Raw genomic sequence first — 15,952 nt, 5'->3', positions numbered from 1 at the left:
CTATGAATCAATCAAACAACCCATTTTCAAAGCTTGCGAATTTTAGAGAAGTAGGGGGGCTTCAAACAACAGATGGGATGGTGATCAAACAGGGAATGATTTATCGATCCGCAGACTTATCCCGTTTGTCGAAACAAGACATCGAGATATTCTCAGCACTCGGAATTCAAACCGTTTGTGACCTCCGTACAGCCTCAGAACGTAAATCACATCCGCCAAAGATCAAGGAACACGACAAAATCGTCCATATTCCGATGCAGCCTGACAGTAAGATGCCAAGTAAATGGACCATGTTTCGTATGCTGGTAACAGAAGGGAAGTCTCTCTCATTTACACCGATCATGAAAGAGTTATATCAAAGCATGCTGACAGAGCGTAAAGAAGAGATTCGGCAGCTGTTCACACTGCTTTCAGATCAAAGCCATTACCCGCTGATGCTTCACTGCACGAGTGGCAAGGACCGTACAGGTTTTTTATCTGCCCTGATTCAGTTGGTGGCAGGTGTACCGCAGGCTGTCGTTTTAAGTGAATACATGCGTTCCAATGAAGGCGTGCAAATGCTCGTCAGAAGGCAGGAACGATTTGTCCGATTGATGAGTTTATACCGGGTGTCAAAAGAACAAATTCAGCCGCTTGTCGGTGTGCAGCAAGATTATCTTGAAGATGTGCTGCACGAAATGCTGGAGACATACGGGAGTGCAGAGCGGTATTTAATTGAAGCCTGCAAAGTCCCTGAAGCTCAGCTCAATGAAATGAAAAACATTCTGCTTACACCATCTGCTGGCATTCCATCACAAAAAGCGGAATAAACTTAAGATGAGGTGATGCAAAACATGCTGAAAAAGATCAGTATGACAGTTTTAACACTGATGTTGATGTTTGTATTTTTATTGATTCCTTCTAGCAGTCTAGCAGCTCGTGCAGTGCCAAAAGGGAAGCTTGAGAGCACAAGAGAGATGCGCGCGGTATGGATTGCATCTGTTTATAACTTAGATTGGCCCTCAAAGAAGGGGCTGCCTGTAGCAGAGCAGAAGCAAGAGTTTATTCGTTTGTTAGACGAAATCAAAGCGATGAATATGAATGCCGTCATTATGCAAATTAAACCAACAGCAGATGCCTTTTATCCTTCAGCATACGGGCCGTGGTCAGAATATTTGACTGGAACACAAGGGAAAGATCCGGGGTACGATCCGCTTGAGTTTATGATCGAAGAAGCTCATAAACGCGGCCTTGAATTTCACGCTTGGTTTAACCCTTACCGAATCACAATGAATCATACTGATCTCAGCCGTTTGTCTGCCGATCACCCTGCAAGACAACATCCTGATTGGACGATTGCGTATGGTAATCAGCTTTATTACAATCCTGGTATTCCTGAAACTCAGGACTTCATTATCGGCGGTATAGAAGAAGTTGTGAAAAACTACGATATTGATGCAGTACATATGGATGATTATTTTTATCCATATAAAATAGCCGGTGTACCATTTCCAGATCAAGAAACGTATGAAACATATGGAAAAAAAGCATTTACTCATATAGAAGATTGGCGAAGAGATAATGTGAATCAGCTGGTGAAGCAAATCAATGACACCATTAAGAAAGAAAAACCGTATGTGAAATTTGGTATTAGTCCATTCGGGGTATGGCGCAACATAAAAGATGACCCGACTGGTTCAAACACCACTGCAGGAATGACCAACTACGATGATTTGTATGCTGATACAAGAGAGTGGATTCAGCAGCACGATATTGATTATGTTACTCCGCAAATTTACTGGAGCATCGGCTTTCAAGCTGCCGCTTATGATGTGCTGACGAAATGGTGGTCAAATGAGGTGAAAGGGGAGCCGGTTCACCTGTACATTGGGCAGGCGGCATATAAAATTAATCAAAACAGTGACCCTGCTTGGTCTGACCCGGAAGAATATTTTAGGCAGATTGAGCTGAACAGGCAGTCACAGCTTGTGCAGGGAAGCATGCATTTCAGCCTGAAGGATCTCAATCGCAACCCTTTGAATGTAAAGGATCGATTGATAGAAGAGTCATACAGCAAACCAGCTCTCATTCCAGAAATGCCTTGGCTTCATCAGAAAGCACCTAAAAAACCAATCATTCAATCTGTGAAAAAGACATCGGATGGTGCGGCTTTACAAATCAAAAATGATCCGCATTCTACCGTATCCTATTATGCGGTCTATCGATTAACAAATAAAGGAACATATGAATTGCTGCAAACGGTTAGAAAAGAAAAAGGCGCCATAACAACGATTAAAGACCTCCCAGTCAATCAAAAGAAAATGGATACTTACAAGATTACGGCTCTGAATCGTCTTCATCACGAAAGCAAGCCTTCTACAAAAATAGTGAAATAACAGAAAAAGCATGAGTGAGATTTTCTTCGTTCATGCTTTTTTTCTATTTTTTAATTTTCTGAATTCAATCAAGCTTGGCATGAAGCAGCTGCTTGATTAATAAATATGATAGAAAAGAGCTAAAGGGGGAAGCAAGATGGATTTTGAATTAACGAAAGAACAACAAATGATCCGCCAGATGGTCAAAGATTTCGCCAAAGCAGAAATTGCACCACTCGCTCAAACCATTGATAAACAGGCCGTATTCCCAGCCAAAACGTTTCAAAAAATGGGGGAGCTCGGCTTTATGGGCATCCCCTTTCCAGAGAAATACGGCGGCTCAGGAGGAGATACGATATCATATGCACTCGCTGTAGAAGAAATCGGAAAACAGTGTGCCAGTACAGGTCTTAGCTATGCCGCAGCCGTCTCCTTAGGCGCAAGCCCGCTTTATTACTTTGGTACAGAGGAACAAAAGATGGACCACCTTGTCCCGCTGGCTTCTGGAACAGCACTTGGTTCCTTCGGATTAACAGAACCAAATGCAGGGTCAGATGCAAAAGGGACGAAAACAAAAGCAGTCAAAGACGGACAAGAGTATGTCATTAGCGGGGAAAAGTGCTGGATCACAAACGCCAATTTTGCCAGAACCATTATCGTCACTGCTGTCTCGGATCAAGATGAAAACGGCCGCCCGATCATCTCCGCCTTCATTGTGGAGAAAGGGCAAAAAGGGCTGACCATTACAAATCCATATGACAAAATGGGCGTGCGCGGTTCAGATACAGCAGAAATCATTTTAGACGGTGTACGTGTACCAGCCCAGAATATTTTAGGAGACCCAGCGAAAGGCTTTAAGCAATTTTTATATACATTAGACGGGGGGCGCATTTCAATTGCTGCGTTATCAGTTGGCATCGCACAAGCTGCACTAGATGCTTCGCTCTCGCATGCAAAAGAAAGAAAGCAATTTGGGCAGACCCTTTCTTCCTTCCAAGCGATTCAATTTAAGCTGGCAGATATGGCGATGCAAATAGAGCTCGCTAGACAAATGGTTTGGAAAGCCGCTTGGCTGAAAGATCACGGCAAGCCGTTTACAAAAGAAGCTGCCTATGCCAAACTCTTCGCTTCTGAAATGGCGACAAAAGCAAGTCTTGATGCTGTTCAAATCCACGGGGGAACAGGCTACATGAAAGAATGTGGTGTAGAACGGCTTGTGAGAGATGCCAAGCTAATGGAAATTGGAGAAGGGACCTCTGAAATTCAGCGTCTAGTCATCGCAAGACAACTGTTAGCGTAATCCGATAATGAAAACGCTTACCATCAATGGAGGAGGAAAGCCATGATGTCGATTCATCCACAGACAATCGGCTCGTTATTAAAAGAGAAAAGGGAGCAGCATCCAGGACATGAAGCCATTGTGTATCCAGAACGTTCTTTACGTTATTCATATGAAGCGTTTTATCGAGAAGTCAAGGAAACCGGAAAAGGTCTTATGGCATTAGGGGTTCAAAAAGGGGATCATATCGCCATCATGGCGCCCAATGTACCCGAATGGCTCATGCTGCAATTCGCCTGCGCGTCGATTGGAGCCGTTCTTGTCACCGTGAATACAAACTTTCAATCACAAGAACTCGCTTATTTACTCAAGCACTCTGATAGTAGCATGCTGTTTATCGTAGACGGGTTCAAAGAGACATCCTATGTCAAAATGCTTGATGAACTCATACCGGAGCTTCAAAACGCTCATCAAGGAGAGATCACATCCTCATCTTTTCCTTATTTAAAAAGTGTCGTCTATATAGGTGAGCACACGCCAAAGGGCATGCGCAGCTGGAACAGTATTCAAGCAGCTGCCAAAAGAACAGAGGATCATGAGTGGGAGAAACGAATGGATGAGCTTGCACCGGATGACGTCATTAATATGCAATATACCTCAGGCACAAGCGGCTATCCAAAAGGAGTCATGCTCAGCCATACAAACATTGTCTGCAATGCCAGCCAAATCGCAGATTGTATGAAGCTCACCCAAAAGGACCGAATGTGTATCCCTGTTCCTTTCTTTCATTGCTTTGGATCCGTCCTTGGCGTGCTTGCATGTCTCACAAAAGGAGGAACGATCATTCCAATTGAATCCTTCCACCCAGAGCGAGTTCTTCAAACCGTAGAAAAAGAGAAGTGCACCGTCCTTCACGGCGTCCCGACAATGTTCATTGCAGAGCTCGACCATCCGAATTTTCACCAATACGATCTGTCCACATTACGAACGGGCATTATGGCAGGATCTCTTTGCCCATCCCATGTGATGAAAGCCGTCATTGAACAAATGGGACTGAAGGAGCTCACGATTGCTTACGGCCAGACCGAAAGCTCTCCTGTCATTACCCAAACAAGAACGGATGATTCATTTGAAAGGCGGGTTCAAACGGTCGGCCGGGCGCTTCCTCACATTGAAGTGAAAATCACCGTTCCAGGCACGCCGGAGGAAGTACCAAGAGGAGAACAAGGAGAGCTGTGTACAAGAGGCTATCATGTGATGAAAGGCTACTATAAAAATGAAGAAGCCACAAATGAAGTGATTGACCAGGACGGCTGGCTTCATACGGGTGATTTAGCAGAGATGGATGAGGACGGCTATGTGAAAATCACAGGACGGCTGAAAGATATGATCATTAGAGGCGGGGAGAATGTTTATCCAAAAGAGATTGAGGATGTTCTTTATACTCATCCGGATATTCTTGATGCACAGGTCGTTGGTATACCTGACGAGACGTATGGAGAAGAAGCCGCCGCATTCATTCGGCTTAAAAAAGGTAGGACGGTGACAATTGAGACACTCACCAGCTATTGTCAGTCGCAAATGGCACGCTATAAAATTCCTAAATATTTTTTCATCACTGACGAGTATCCGATGACCGCATCAGGGAAGATTCAAAAATTTCGTCTGAAAAAGCAGGCGCTTGATCTAATAAAGGAGTGAAGGCAGTGATGTTTCTAAAAGTACTGATTGCAAATCGAGGCGAAATTGCCCGGCGAATTATTCGAACGTGTAAAAGGCTCGGGATCCACACCGTTGCCGTTTATTCAGAAGCAGATCAGCATGCACTTCATGTGCAAGAAGCAGACAGCGCCTATCTGATTGGAGGCGCGAAAGTATCTGAAAGCTATTTAAACATGGAAGCCATCATTCGTGTAGCCAAACAGACACATACAGATGCCATCCACCCAGGATATGGCCTCTTATCAGAAAATGCAGCCTTTGCAGAACGCTGCCGCAGCGAAGGAATCGCCTTTATTGGCCCATCCGCACAAGTCATTCAGCGAATGGGGAATAAAATTGAAGCAAGAAAAACGATGGCTCAAGCAGGTATCCCCATTGTACCAGGCGTTTCAGCTCCGCTGCATGATGCAGAAGAAGGGGTCAGTCAAGCGCAGTCACTCGGTTATCCGATTATGCTCAAGGCATCAAGCGGGGGCGGAGGAATTGGCATGCAGCTCGTGCAAAATGACGAGGAGCTGTACAGGGCTTTTGAAGGGAATCAAAAAAGAGCGCAAAGCTTTTTCAACGATGGGACGCTGTATATGGAAAAGGTCATTGAAAACGCTCGGCACATTGAAATTCAGGTCCTTTTTGATTCCTTCGGCCATGGGGTTCACTTATTTGAGCGCGACTGTTCACTCCAGCGAAGACATCAAAAAATCATTGAAGAAGCACCAGCCGTCTGTCTCGATGAATCGGTGAGACATCAGATGGGGGAGATGGCCGTCAAAGCAGCCAAAGCGATTGGGTATGAAAATGCAGGAACGATTGAATGTTTAGTCGATCAGCATCAACAATTTTATTTCCTAGAAATGAACACAAGATTACAAGTAGAGCACCCTGTCACAGAAGAAATTACAGGCATTGACCTTGTCGAGGAGCAGCTGAAAATCGCTGCATGTGAGCCGCTTTCCTTTAATCAGGAGGATATTCATCAAATCGGCCATGCCATCGAGGTTAGAATTTATGCGGAAGATCCCGTCACCTTTTATCCATCACCAGGAACGATCACTCGGCTTTCCACACCTGAAGCTCCGTATATCCGTCATGAGTCAAGCGTGACAAATGGAAGCATCATTACCCCTTTTTACGATCCAATGATTGCGAAAATGATCGTTTACGGTGATACACGAAAACTTGCAATAGAACGATTAAAAGGGGCATTACAAGCATATGAAATAGAAGGGATCAAAACCAACTTACCGCTTTTAAGGGAAATGGCCGGATCTTCTGCTTTCTTACAAGGCAGCATCACCACCGATTTTCTCATGAAAAAAAGGGAGGAAAACCGTTCATGAAAACTGTCACAATTCAAATGGCCGGAAACTTGTGGAAGCTTCTTGTGAAACAAGGCGATGAAGTGCAAAAAGGACAGGAGGTTGCCATCTTAGAATCAATGAAAATGGAGATTCCGATCGTTGCTGAAGAGGGCGGGATCATCAGTAAAGTGTATAAGGCAGAGGGAGAGTTTGTCGATGAAGGAGAGGTTCTTTTAGAACTATCAGAATAGGAGGGAGCCAGATGGCATTACCAAAGAGTGTGCTTATCAGGGAGGTCGGGCCGCGGGACGGACTGCAAAATGAATCAGTCTGGCTTGACACAGGCGAGAAGCGAACGTGGATTGATCTGCTCGCAGCAGCCCAGCTCCCTTATATTGAAATCACATCATTTGTTCATCCTAAATGGGTTCCAGCCTTAAAAGATGCCAAAGAACTCACCCAATCCTTTAACAAAAAAGACGGCATCACCTATGCAGCACTCATTCCCAATGAAAAAGGCTTAGCTCATTTTTTTGAAGCCAATCTTGACACAGGCGCTATGTTCATCTCTTCGAGTGAAACACATAACAAGAAAAATATGAATCAATCCATCCACGAAACACTTCCTGTTATCAAACAAATGACAGCTGATTTAAAAGCAGCAGGAAAAAACACGCGCGCGTATATTTCCACCGTGTTTGGCTGCCCATATGAAAAACAAGTGCCAATGGATCAAGTCCTCCGGTTAACGGATATTTTGCTTTCTTATGGCATTGATGAAATATCTCTCGGTGACACCATCGGTGAAGCCCATCCGCTTCAAGTAGAAAGACGCTTAGACATTTTACTCGAACGTTTTCCTGCTGATAAAATCGCTCTTCATTTTCATGATACGAAGGGGATGGCTCTTGCGAATATTTATACGGCATTAAAAGCAGGGATCACCATATTTGACTCCTCCAGCGGCGGGCTTGGCGGATGTCCCTATGCACCTGGTTCCAGCGGAAATGTGGCGACAGAAGATGTGGTGCATATGCTTCAAAAAATAGGAATTGAGACAAATATTCACCTTCCTGCATTAATTAAAGCGGCAGAATGGATTGAAGCGAAAGTAGATCGAACCCTGCCTAGTCACTGTTTACGTGCTTTTCACTCTCAGACTACTTCATAAAGGATGAATAACATGACATCATTGGTCCATTTTTCGATACAAGGTGAACAGATCGGCATCATGACCTTAAACAGGCCAGAACAAGCGAATTCCCTATCTGCTCCAATGCTGGAGGAGATCAATCAAATCATTCAAGAAATCAAACACGATGAAAGCATTCGCTGTCTTCTCATTACAGGAGCCGGTTCAAAAGTCTTTTGTGCTGGAGCAGATTTAAAAGAAAGACGATTGATGACAGAAGCAGAAGCAAAAGGCGCTGTTCTTTCGATTCAGCAAACTTTTATCGAGATTGAATCTATTCCTGTACCTGTCATTGCAGTGATAAATGGACACGCACTGGGCGGAGGACTTGAGCTCGCGCTCGCTTGTGATCTCCGCATTTCACGAGCCGGAGCAAGACTCGGCCTGCCAGAAACAGGACTAGCTATCATACCAGGAGCCGGAGGGACGCAGCGCCTTCCGCGCCTCATTGGACTCGGTAAAGCAAAAGAACTTATCTTCACAGGCGCATCATTACAAGCAGAAGAAGCCATTCAAATCGGGCTGATTGAGCATATCTCTTTAGCAGATTCCCTCATGAACGATGCCATCTCTCTTGCAAAACAAATCATCAAAAATGGCCCGCTTGCCTTAAAAGAAGCGAAACAAGCGATTCAATCAAGCCTTGATCACGATTTGCATACAGGTTTGACAAAGGAATACGAAGCGTATCTACGGCTCATTGAGACAGAAGATCGAACGGAAGGTCTTCGAGCCTTCCAAGAAAAACGCACGCCTCAATACAGAGGCAGGTAGCAAGAAAGGGGAATGGGTATGATCGAAGGATATGAACTAAAAAAACAGCAGATTCTGAAAGGCGGGGCAGACCGATACCATCAAAAAAACAAAGAAAAAGGAAAATTGTTTGTCCGTGACCGCCTCCAGTTGTTATTAGATGAGGATTCTTTCATTGAGGATGCCATGTTTGCCGAGTGTCAAAATGAACATTTACCAGCAGATGGTGTTGTCACAGGGACAGGGCGGATGAATGGGCAGACTGTTTGCGTTATGGCAAATGATTCTACCGTCAAAGCAGGATCATGGGGCGTCAAAACGGTAGAAAAAATCATTAGAATCCAGGAAACAGCCGAAAAGCTCAACTGCCCAATGCTGTATTTAGTTGACTCTGCGGGTGCTAGAATCACCGATCAAATCGCCATGTTTCCAGGCAGAAGGGGTGCAGGCCGCATTTTTTATAACCAGGTGAAGCTGTCTGGACGTACTCCGCAAATTTGTTTACTATTTGGTCCTTCGGCAGCCGGAGGTGCTTACATTCCTGCTTTTTGTGACATCGTCGTCATGGTCGAAGGGAATGCCTCAATGTACTTAGGCTCACCGCGAATGGCCGAAATGGTGATTGGAGAGAAAGTATCACTTGAAGAAATGGGCGGAGCAAAAATGCATTGCAGCATTTCTGGATGCGGCGATATTTTAGCACAAACAGAGGAAGAAGCCATTCAAATCGCCCGCACTTATTTAACTTACATGCCTGCCAACTATACAGAAAAACCAAAACCGGCAGCCGCAATCGCACCTAAACCATCAGAGATCACTCTCCAAGACCTTATCCCTAAAGGGCAGAATACCCCTTTTGATATGTATCAGCTCATTGATTTACTCATTGATGAAGGATCATTTTTTGAAATCAAAAAGCTGTTTGCCGCAGAGCTGATCACAGGTTTTGGCCGCATGAATGGTCAGCCTGTCGGTCTTATTGCCAATCAGCCGAGGGTAAAAGGCGGTGTTTTATTCCATGACTCAGCCGACAAAGCCGCCAAATTTATTCAGCTATGTGACGCCTTTCATATTCCACTCCTTTTCCTTGCAGATATACCGGGGTTTATGATCGGAACAAAAGTGGAACAAGCAGGTATTATCAGGCACGGGGCGAAGATGATCTCCGCCATGTCAGAGGCAACCGTTCCGAAAATATCCGTCATTGTTCGTAAAGCATACGGTGCAGGTTTATATGCAATGGCAGGACCGGCCTTTGAACCGGACTGCTGTCTCGCACTTCCATCAGCACAAATTGCTGTCATGGGGCCAGAAGCCGCTGTAAATGCTGTCTATGCGAATAAAATTGCCGAACTGCCTGCTGAGGAAAGAGCAGCATTTATTCAAGAGAAACGCAAGGAATACCAGGAAGATATGAATATATATGAGCTTGCCTCTGAAATGATTGTCGATGGTGTCATCCCATTTGACCATTTGCGAGATGAGCTTTGTCATAGATTACAAGCCTATACCTCTAAAGAGATGACATTTACAAGACGAAAACACCCGGTTTATCCGGTCTAAAGGGGGCGGCCTCATGATGAACCTAAAACCAGCGTGGATACCCGAAGAACAGATGATGAAACAAACACGCCTTTACAAATGGATGCATTCACTTGGTTTTTCTACTTATGATGCGTTCTATCAAGCTAGTATCGAGCGGACCGATTGGTTTTGGAGAGAAGCCGAAAAGGCGGTTGGCATCGTGTGGAAGAAGCGGTATGAAGCCGCATTAGGCCAAGATTCATTCATGTGGCCCAATTGGTATAAAGGCGGCCGGCTCAACGTGGTCGAAACGGCTGTTGACAAATGGGCAGAGAATGAAGAAACCCAGCATCAACCAGCTGTGATGTGGAGAAATGAAGCGGGAGAAGAGAGAAGATGGTCGTTCCTCGAACTTCAAGAAAAGGTCAATCGTCTCGCTGCTGGTTTTTTGAAGAAGGGAATACAAAAAGGGGATGTAGCGGTCATTTATATGCCGATGCTTCCGGAAACGGCTGCTGTCATGCTTGCCTTTGCAAAGATTGGTGTCATCTTTAGCCCGGTTTTTTCTGGCTATGGAAGCGAGCCTCTTGCCGTACGTATTCGTGCATCAGGTGCAACCATTGTCGTCACAGGCTCAAGCGTGACGCGCCGGGGAAAGACGATCAACATGCGTGAATGTGCGGCAAAAGCGATCGACAAAACCAAGACTGTCCAAACAGTCATTGTACATGCTTCCTCTTCTACTGGATATAAAGAGGATATTCAGCTAAACGATTTGTTAAAAGAGGAACCACTGAGTAAAACGACTTATCTTTCAAATGAAGATCCACTTATGATCTTATACACGTCTGGAACAACCGGTACACCAAAAGGGGCTGTTCATACACACGCAGGCTTTCCTGTAAAAGCGGCTTTTGATGCCGGTCTTTGTATGGACGTTGCAAAAGGAGATCGTTTGTTTTGGCTCACAGACATGGGATGGATGATGGGGCCCTTTCTCGTCTTTGGCGGCTTGATCAATGGAGCTGCAATTGTTTTATATGACGGCGCCCCCGATTATCCAGATGAACAGCACCTTTGGTCATTCATCCACGAGCAAAAAGTCACCCATTTTGGACTTTCACCTACTTTTGTTCGATCTGCGATGCAGCAAAACCTTTCAGACATTGAGCTGCCGCATGTGAAAGCCATCATATCTACAGGTGAACCGTGGAATGAAGCACCATGGCAATGGCTTTTTGACACCATTGGTCAAAAGCACATTCCAATCTTAAATTACTCAGGGGGAACAGAGGTTTCTGGCGGTATTGTAGGAAGTACGCTGCTTCGTCCAATCAAACCGATCCTTTTTAATGCGGCAATCTTAGGAATGGCGGCAGATGTGTATAATGAGGCAGGAGAGAGCGTTCTGAATGAGGTAGGGGAGCTTGTTGTGAAAAAGCCGTGGGTCGGCATGACATGTGGGTTTTGGAAAGATCCGGAGCGATATGAAGACACCTATTTTAAACGATTTGATGGGGTGTGGACGCACGGTGATTGGGTGATGCAATCAGAGGATGGCTCATTCCATATCACGGGCAGATCGGATGATGTCATTAATACAGCAGGTAAACGCATTGGTCCAGCTGAAATTGAATCCATTCTTGTCGGGCATCCAGCCGTACATGAGGCTGCTGTGATTGGAGTAAAGGATGAGGTGAAGGGAGAAGCACTAGTTTGTTTCATTGTGGCCAGTTCACAGACTTTTGAAGAAGCAGCACTCATTCAAGAGCTCAAAATACATGTTGGTTCATATGCGGGAAAAGCGCTCACACCAAAGGAAATTCATCTCATTTCAGCTTTACCGAAAACTAGAAACGGAAAAATCGTCCGGCGTTTATTAAAAGGAGCTTATGAACAGCAGCCTTCACCAGATCTTTCGTCTCTAGATAATCCTGATGTGCATAACAGCATTTGCGAATACTTGAAAAGAAAACAAAGTCCATAAAAAAAAGACAGGAGAGCGTCCTGTCTTTTTATTGCACATGAAAATTCGTGCCATCTGTTGTTTCTTTTACAATACCTGCCCGAATCACAAAATCACCGAAATGTTCATGCTCATTGCGTTCTTTTGCATAGCGGGGGAGAAGCGAGCCAAGCTCGTTTAAAATGTCTTCTTCTCCTACATTTTCTCGGTACAGTTTACTTAATCTGCTGCCATCAAACGCAGCGCCAAGATACATGTTGTATTTACCAGGTGATTTCCCGATAAAGCCAATTTCACCAAGCGCATGACGGGCGCATCCATTTGGACATCCAGTCATACGAATCGTGATTTCTTTATCACTTAAGCCATTTTCTTCGACAATCTCTTCAATTTTGTCAATTAAGCGCGGGAGGTAGCGTTCTGCCTCTGCCATCGCTAAGCCGCATGTCGGAAGAGCAACACAGGCCATTGAACTGCGGCGCAGTGCAGAGTGCTGCTGTCCATCTGACAAACCAAACTCCTGAATGAGCTGCTCGATTTGTTTCTTTTTATGAGATGTGACGTTTCCAATGATCAAATTTTGATTCGCTGTTAAGCGGAAGTCACCTGTATGAATCTTTGCGATTTCACGAATGCCTGTCATCAGCGGATAATCATCGTAATCCGTGATACGTCCGCCTTCTACAAACATCGTATAATGCCATCTGCCATTAATGCCTTTTACCCAGCCATAGCGGTCACCGTTATGATCGAAGTGATAATCTCTTGCGTCTAATAGGGTAAATCCAAGGCGGCGCTCAAGCTCTTCTTTTACATTCTCAAGACCGAGGCGGTCCACTGTATATTTAAAGCGGGCATTTTTTCTCACCGAACGGTTTCCGTAGTCCCGCTGGATGGTGATCACTTGTTTGGCAATCTCTACAACTTGTTCCGGTGTACAAAAGCCAATTACTTTTGCAAGCTGAGGATAGGTCGCTGTATCACCATGAGTCATGCCCATTCCACCACCAATCGCGACATTAAAACCGACTAATTGATCATTTTCAATAATCGCAATGAAGCCTAAATCCTGCGAAAAAACATCAATATCGTTAGCAGGAGGGACCGCCACACCAATCTTGAATTTTCTTGGCAAATAAAGTGGACCATACATCGGCTCAACCTCTGTATCAGGCGTTGCTGCTACCTTTTCCTCATCAAGCCAAATTTCATGATACGCTCTTGTTTGCGGAAGCAGGTCATCACTTAATTTTTTGGCAAGCTCGTATACATCATGGTGCACTTCTGATTGATAGGGGTTTGATGTACACATGACATTACGGTTCACATCGCCGCAAGCAGCGATCGTATCAAGCATAGTGGAATGAATGTCTTGAATGGTCTTTTTCATGTTCCATTTTAAAATACCGTGAAGCTGAAAGGTTTCACGAGTTGTCAGTTTTAACGTACCGTTTCCATATTTATGAGCAAGCTCATCCATCACAAGCCACTGTTTGGATGTAGCGATTCCACCAGGCAGGCGGACGCGCAGCATAAATTGATAGGCAGGCTCAAGCTTTTGTTTTTGCCGTTCATTTCTCAGGTCACGATCATCCTGTAAATAACTGCCGTGATGCTTCATCAGACGGTTATCATCATCAGGAATACCCGCTGAAATCGGATCAAGCATCACTTCTTTTAAAGTACCCCGTAAATAATCACTTTTTTCTTTGATTTCCTCTACGTCGCTCGGAGGTCCATCCGGCGCTGTTAATGCTGTCTTCACCATGTAAGTAAAAGCTCCTTTCTTTCAAGCATTCAATCAATATACGTCACGCTGATAGCGTTTTTGCTGCTGCAAGTTGGCTAGATAGCTTTCTGCTTTCTCTTTGCTCATCGCACCTTCTTCTTGGATGATTGATAGAAGGGTATTATGAACATCATGCGCCATATGTTTTTCATCTCCGCATACATATACATAGGCACCTTGCTCCAGCCATTCGAATAATTCTTTACTTTGTTTCTTCATTTGGTGCTGGACATATACTTTTTCCTCTGAATCTCTTGAAAAAGCCACATCCATTTTCGTTAACACACCATCTTTTAACCACTTTTGCCATTCGGTTTGATATAAGAAATCCGTCACAAAGTGCTGATCACCGAAGAACAACCATGACTTTCCGTCTGCACCGACTTCCTCGCGCTCCTGCATAAAGGAACGGAAAGGGGCGATGCCTGTGCCTGGTCCTACCATAATGATCGGTGCTTCAGGGTTTTCAGGAAGCTTAAAGTTTTGATTGTGCTGGATATAAACAGGCAGCTTATCACCTGGCTCTAAGCGCTCCGCACATAAGATTGAGCAGACACCTTGACGTTCTCTTCCGTGAGCATCATATCTCACAGCACCGATCGTCAAATGAACTTCTTCTTCATTTGCTTTCAGGCTGCTTGCAATGGAATAAAGGCGAGCCGGAATTTTTCTTAAAATGGCAGTGAAGTCTGCCGCTGTTCCTTCAAAAGGACCGAAATCACGAGCAGCATCTACTAAATCTCTTCCTGCTATATATGCTTTTAACTTTTCTTCGTTTCCTTCTTCTAAAAGGGCCTGCAAGGCTTCGCTTTTTGTAAAGGACGCCATCTTTTGAAGAAGAGGTTTTGTCAATACGGTAATCTCAAAATGAGAGGTAAGTGCTTCTTTTAAAGGAAGCGTGTCGCCGTTTTTATGAACGGTTACGGCTTCCTCTGCATTCCATCCGCATGTTGTGATCAATTCATCAACAAGCGCAGGATCATTTGTTGGATAAATACCAAGGCTGTCACCCGGCTCATAAACAAGTCCTGATCCTTCAAGAGAAAGCTCCAAATGACGGGTTTCTTTGTTAGAACCGCGGCCATTTAGATTGATATTTTCAAGCACTTCAGCATAAAAAGGATTTGTTCTTGAGTATTCAGATGCAGCCGTTTGAGTGTTTGCTTCAGCTGATTCCTGCGGGGCTGCTGCAGCTCCGCCTTCGCTAAGTGATGATGCCACCCCTTGAAGCCATTCAGAAAACGGCTCATCATAATCAAGATCACAGTCCACTCGATCGAAAAGACGCGTTCCGCCAAGCTCTTTTAAGCGCTCATCAAATTCTTTACCTGTTTGACAGAAGAATTCGTAAGAGCTGTCACCAAGTGATAGGACAGAAAAGCTTAAATGATCGAGCTTTGGTGCACGTCTGCCGTGAACATATTCATGGAAAGAAAGGGCATTATCAGGCGGATCTCCCTCGCCATGTGTGCTGACGATAATCAGTAAATTGTTTATTTTTTTCAGACTATTTGGTTTAAAATCTGACATAGAAGAGAGCGTCACTTGAAAACCTTTCTCTTCAAGATGCTGAGCTGTCTTTTTTGCTAACCCTTCAGAATTGCCTGTTTGTGAGCCATAAAGGACGGTCACATCTTTGCTGATAGGCTGCGCTGGTGCTGCGGCAGAAAGAGAAGGGGCTAGGGCAGTATTTTCTGATCCGGCTAAAGCTGCCTGTGCTGATAAATAACCGGTAAGCCAAATTTTTTGCTGATCTGTTAAAGTCGGAAACAGCTGATTAAGCAGTTCTGCCTGCTCCTGACTAAACGGACTGTTCAATACATGAAGTTGCAACGATATCCACCTCACAAGGAATATAAACATAGATTAATTCGATAGGAATTATATATATAGGTTCAATTTGAACTTTACCGAAAGTTTGCCATTAAGTAAAATATATAATATTGATTGTCATGATTAAGATTTCTAATACCTTTGCAAAGTGACAGAACTTGAAGGTCAATCGCTTAACTGTATAAAGAACCTTAAGAAAAATGGGCCGTTTTGAATGAAGAGACGATCGTAAGGGATTGAAA

The 15,952-nt window shown here is 44.5% G+C and carries 12 protein-coding genes; 10 read left to right on the top strand and 2 right to left on the bottom strand.

Going from position 1 to position 15,952, the window contains the following annotated elements:
• Nucleotides 1-2 precede the first annotated feature (2 nt).
• The 10 genes from MHI23_RS09415 (at nt 3) to MHI23_RS09370 (ending at nt 12,109) form a co-directional block, all read left to right on the top strand.
• Entirely contained in the window at nt 3-809 is an 807-nt protein-coding gene (locus MHI23_RS09415) for a tyrosine-protein phosphatase (protein ID WP_025093168.1), read from the top strand.
• Between the two features lie 24 nt (nt 810-833).
• A complete protein-coding gene (locus tag MHI23_RS09410) occupies nt 834-2,375 on the top strand; it encodes a family 10 glycosylhydrolase (RefSeq protein ID WP_111927476.1) in 1,542 nt (513 codons plus the stop codon).
• A gap of 136 nt (nt 2,376-2,511) precedes the next feature.
• Nucleotides 2,512-3,654, top strand: coding sequence for an acyl-CoA dehydrogenase family protein (locus MHI23_RS09405; RefSeq protein ID WP_034624340.1), 1,143 nt, complete (start codon nt 2,512-2,514; stop codon nt 3,652-3,654).
• A gap of 42 nt (nt 3,655-3,696) precedes the next feature.
• Nucleotides 3,697-5,334 (top strand): AMP-binding protein, encoded by a 1,638-nt coding sequence (locus MHI23_RS09400; protein WP_342492462.1) that lies wholly within the window; start codon nt 3,697-3,699, stop codon nt 5,332-5,334.
• A gap of 8 nt (nt 5,335-5,342) precedes the next feature.
• A complete protein-coding gene (locus MHI23_RS09395) occupies nt 5,343-6,692 on the top strand; it encodes an acetyl-CoA carboxylase biotin carboxylase subunit (protein ID WP_268423565.1) in 1,350 nt (449 codons plus the stop codon).
• Nucleotides 6,689-6,904, top strand: coding sequence for an acetyl-CoA carboxylase biotin carboxyl carrier protein subunit (locus MHI23_RS09390; RefSeq protein WP_024425681.1), 216 nt, complete (start codon nt 6,689-6,691; stop codon nt 6,902-6,904). Before MHI23_RS09395 ends, MHI23_RS09390 begins: the two co-directional genes overlap by 4 nt.
• An 11-nt stretch (nt 6,905-6,915) precedes the next feature.
• The gene (locus MHI23_RS09385; protein WP_342492461.1) at nt 6,916-7,824 is read left to right on the top strand and encodes a hydroxymethylglutaryl-CoA lyase; all 909 of its coding nucleotides are present in this window, start codon (nt 6,916-6,918) and stop codon (nt 7,822-7,824) included.
• Between the two features lie 12 nt (nt 7,825-7,836).
• Nucleotides 7,837-8,619 carry an enoyl-CoA hydratase gene (locus MHI23_RS09380; protein WP_111927471.1) on the top strand — a complete coding sequence of 261 codons (783 nt, stop codon included), beginning with the start codon at nt 7,837-7,839 and terminating at the stop codon, nt 8,617-8,619.
• Nucleotides 8,620-8,637: 18 nt separating this feature from the next.
• Nucleotides 8,638-10,161: an acyl-CoA carboxylase subunit beta gene (locus MHI23_RS09375; RefSeq protein ID WP_111927470.1), complete on the top strand. Its 1,524-nt coding sequence runs from the start codon at nt 8,638-8,640 to the stop codon at nt 10,159-10,161.
• Nucleotides 10,162-10,174: 13 nt separating this feature from the next.
• Nucleotides 10,175-12,109, top strand: a complete 1,935-nt coding sequence (locus tag MHI23_RS09370; protein ID WP_342492460.1) for an AMP-binding protein — start codon at nt 10,175-10,177, stop codon at nt 12,107-12,109.
• A gap of 28 nt (nt 12,110-12,137) precedes the next feature.
• Here MHI23_RS09370 and cysI read toward each other — a convergent pair whose 3' ends face one another.
• Nucleotides 12,138-13,856: an assimilatory sulfite reductase (NADPH) hemoprotein subunit gene (gene cysI, locus MHI23_RS09365; protein ID WP_262089486.1), complete on the bottom strand. Its 1,719-nt coding sequence runs from the start codon at nt 13,854-13,856 to the stop codon at nt 12,138-12,140.
• Between the two features lie 33 nt (nt 13,857-13,889).
• Nucleotides 13,890-15,710 carry an assimilatory sulfite reductase (NADPH) flavoprotein subunit gene (locus tag MHI23_RS09360; protein ID WP_342492459.1) on the bottom strand — a complete coding sequence of 607 codons (1,821 nt, stop codon included), beginning with the start codon at nt 15,708-15,710 and terminating at the stop codon, nt 13,890-13,892.
• Nucleotides 15,711-15,952 lie beyond the last annotated feature (242 nt).

Origin of the sequence: Bacillus sp. FSL M7-0003 (assembly GCF_038628485.1) — a bacterium.
Taxonomy (GTDB): domain Bacteria; phylum Bacillota; class Bacilli; order Bacillales; family Bacillaceae; genus Bacillus; species Bacillus safensis.
Note: the sequence above shows the minus strand (reverse complement) of the source record. Positions and strands in the feature narration are given on the sequence as shown.